Below are 2,728 nucleotides of genomic sequence, written 5' to 3' on the forward strand. Positions count from 1 at the left end.
CCTGCTGCCTCCGCGCAGACCGGCGAGCGGGGCGAGGTGCTTCAGGGCGAACTGCTGGAGGCGCTGCTGGAGGGCATGGGCCTGAGCGAAATGCAGCCGGTACCGCAATTCGACCGGGAAAATATGCGTCAGCTGGGGCAGATCCTGGGCATGTTCTCGCAGGGGACCGTGGCGCTGCTCTCCTCGCGCTCCATCCTCAAGCGTGGGGTGAAAGCCGATATGACCATGGTGCTCGACGATGCGAACAACCCGTTCAAACTGTTGCCGACCGGGAAAACGGTGCTGATCCAGATGTTCGGCACGCCGATGCCGGGCTTTATGCCGCCGACCAAATCGGTGCGTGATGCGCTAATCGATCTCCAGGCGCACCAGCTGGGGATGATCTCCGGTATCCGCGCCATTATCGCCGCCATGCTGCAATCCTTTAATCCGGAACAGCTGGAAGAGCAGGCGAAGCAGAACGGGATGACGTCACGCCTGGCGCTGCCGGGCAGCCGTAAAGCCGCGCTGTGGGATTATTTCGTTCGCAGCTATGGCGAGACGGCGGGCGAGATCGAGGACGACTTCCATACCCTGTTTGGCGAAGCCTTCCTCCATGCCTATGACATGGAGGTCAATCAGTACAAAGACTCACAAAGCGGATCGGAAGAAAAATGAATATCGCAACGGCTTCTCTCTCCCGCCAGGGGACGCGCGCCAGCAACCAGGATCAGACGGGAGAAACCATCGGGGAACGTTCAGCCTGCTTTGTCGTCTGTGACGGCATCGCGGGCCTGCCGGGCGGCGAGGTGGCCGCTGAGCTGGCCCGCAACAGCATTATTTCCCGCTTTGACGGCGACAAGCACCTTAATGCGCAGCATATTCGTGACTACGTCCAAACGGCGAACCGCACCATCCTCAGCGAACAACAGGCCGTGCAGGACTATCGCCGGATGGGCACCACGCTGGTCAGCCTGTTTATCGACAGGGATTACCGTCTGGCTTACTGGGCGCACGCCGGAGACAGCCGCCTGTACCTGTTTCGCCGCGGCTGGCTGTGGCATGTCACCACCGATCACAGCCTCGTCCAGCAGATGAAAGATGCCGGGCATCAGACCGACGATCTCAACAGCAACCTGCTGTATCTGGCGCTGGGTATTGAGAATGGCGGACCGGAAGCGAGCTACAGCGATGTCGTGCAGGTCGAGGACGGTGATGCCTTCCTGCTCTGCACCGACGGTTTCTGGCACGGCGTTAGCGAAGAGCAGATGAAGCAGTCGCTGCACATGGTCAATACGCCACAGGAGTGGCTGACCTTAATGAACCAAATCATTCAAAAGAATGCCGAACAGGAGGGCAATGCTCAGGATAACTATACCGCCGTGGCGGTGTGGATGGGCAACCCTCAGGACACCACTTTGCTGCATACGCTCTCTGACGCAGCACAATTTCTTCCCTGCGGAACTGATTAGACACACAAGGATTGATATGAAACTTTGGCTATCGGGTTTGGCTCTTCTGACGGTGGCGACCACCGCACAGGCTGAAAACTTCCGCATCGTGCAGTCTCCTGCGCAGAAGCTGGATATCTGGATCGACAACATTAAAGACAATACGCCGCAAAGCTGGTGTAAGGCGGACGTGGCGCTGCGTATCGTGGCGAACGGCAAGAAAGAGGTTTCGGTGCTGGAAAACTTCGTGCCGCGCCTTGGCTCGCTGCTGGAGCACCAGTGCAGCAAGCTGAATACCCTGAACTGGACGCTTAACGATCCGGAAGGCACGACGCTTGCCCGGGGCACAGCGGCTAAAGCGCAGGACTGGGCGCTGGTGGTGAAACAGCAGGAAACGGCGGCGGCAACGACCACCACCTCAGGCGCGCTGCTGCCGCCTGACCAGAATCCGGAGACGCACACCGTGGCGGCAGATCGTACGCCATGGCAGGAGTTCACCCTTCAGGACGGTTGCCACCTGCGCACCTTCTGGGAGGGCGGTTCCTCCGCGCCGGCGCTGTTTATTCCGGATTCCGACACCACCCGCTGCGGCAACGGTAGCTGGCTCAGCGGCCACACCGTGGTGACGCAAAATCGTAACGGGACGCAGAAAGCGATTCCGGTCACCTACATTCACGGCTTCCCGGTGATGGGACTGAACAACGCGGTCGATCCTGAAAAGGCGCTGATCACCTCCGTTAACAAAGAGCGCATGGTCTTCAGCACCCCGAACAGCGACCAGAGCTGGATGATCCTGCCGTACGACAGCACTCTGAACGGCTGGAAGAGCAACGGCACGGTGGCGGTGGAAATCACCCGTGAGATCGCCAGCGACGACGCCAGACTCCAGGCGCGTATCGCAGAGGTGAAGAAGATCTGGAGCGCATGGGTTGCACCGGGCGCGGAGCTGAACGTTGTTCTGATTGACACGCTGCGTCCGCAGCTGCGCGATCCGGCAGTGGGCACCTGGCGCGCGACGAATTAAGGAGGGGCTATGAATACGCTTTATCAACGTCTGGCGGGTGAGTCGATTAGCGACGCGCTGCTTCGCCTGGAAGCCGAAATCAAAGCTCGTCCGGCGGATGCCGATCTGCGCGCCGCGTTTGTGCAGTTTCTGATCCTCAGCGGCAACTGGGCGCGCGCCCTGACCCAGCTGAAGAGCTGGCTGGCGCTGAAGCCGCAGGCAAAACCAACCGTAACGCTGCTGGAGCAGGCCATTCAGGGTGAACAGCAGCGGGCGCGCGTGTTCGCGGGAGAGG

At 60.3% G+C, this 2,728-nt stretch carries 3 protein-coding genes and 1 pseudogene; all 4 read left to right on the top strand.

From position 1 onward, the window contains the following. Positions 1-657 (top strand): type VI secretion system-associated FHA domain protein TagH (gene tagH, locus DD606_RS24410; RefSeq protein WP_129259360.1); only part of this gene is annotated, 657 nt, incomplete at its 5' end. Continuing rightward, positions 654-1,451: a PP2C family serine/threonine-protein phosphatase gene (locus tag DD606_RS24415; RefSeq protein WP_003859969.1), complete on the top strand. Its 798-nt coding sequence runs from the start codon at positions 654-656 to the stop codon at positions 1,449-1,451. The genes tagH and DD606_RS24415, both read left to right, overlap by 4 nt. Positions 1,452-1,467: 16 nt before the next feature. Next, positions 1,468-2,454, top strand: coding sequence for a hypothetical protein (locus tag DD606_RS24420; protein ID WP_032609474.1), 987 nt, complete (start codon positions 1,468-1,470; stop codon positions 2,452-2,454). A 9-nt stretch (positions 2,455-2,463) separates the two neighbouring features. Next, positions 2,464-2,728: pseudogene (locus DD606_RS24425) on the top strand (protein of avirulence locus ImpE); the annotation flags it as partial.

Origin of the sequence: Enterobacter cloacae complex sp. GF14B (genome assembly GCF_004136805.1) — a bacterium.
In the GTDB taxonomy this organism is placed as follows: Bacteria; Pseudomonadota; Gammaproteobacteria; order Enterobacterales; family Enterobacteriaceae; genus Enterobacter; species Enterobacter hormaechei_C.

Excerpts from the sequence above, each read along its gene's own strand:
- DD606_RS24415 (WP_003859969.1), top strand. The coding sequence starts at position 654 with ATGAATATCGCAACGGCTTCTCTCTCCCGCCAGGGGACGCGCGCCAGC.
- DD606_RS24420 (WP_032609474.1), top strand. The coding sequence starts at position 1,468 with ATGAAACTTTGGCTATCGGGTTTGGCTCTTCTGACGGTGGCGACCACC.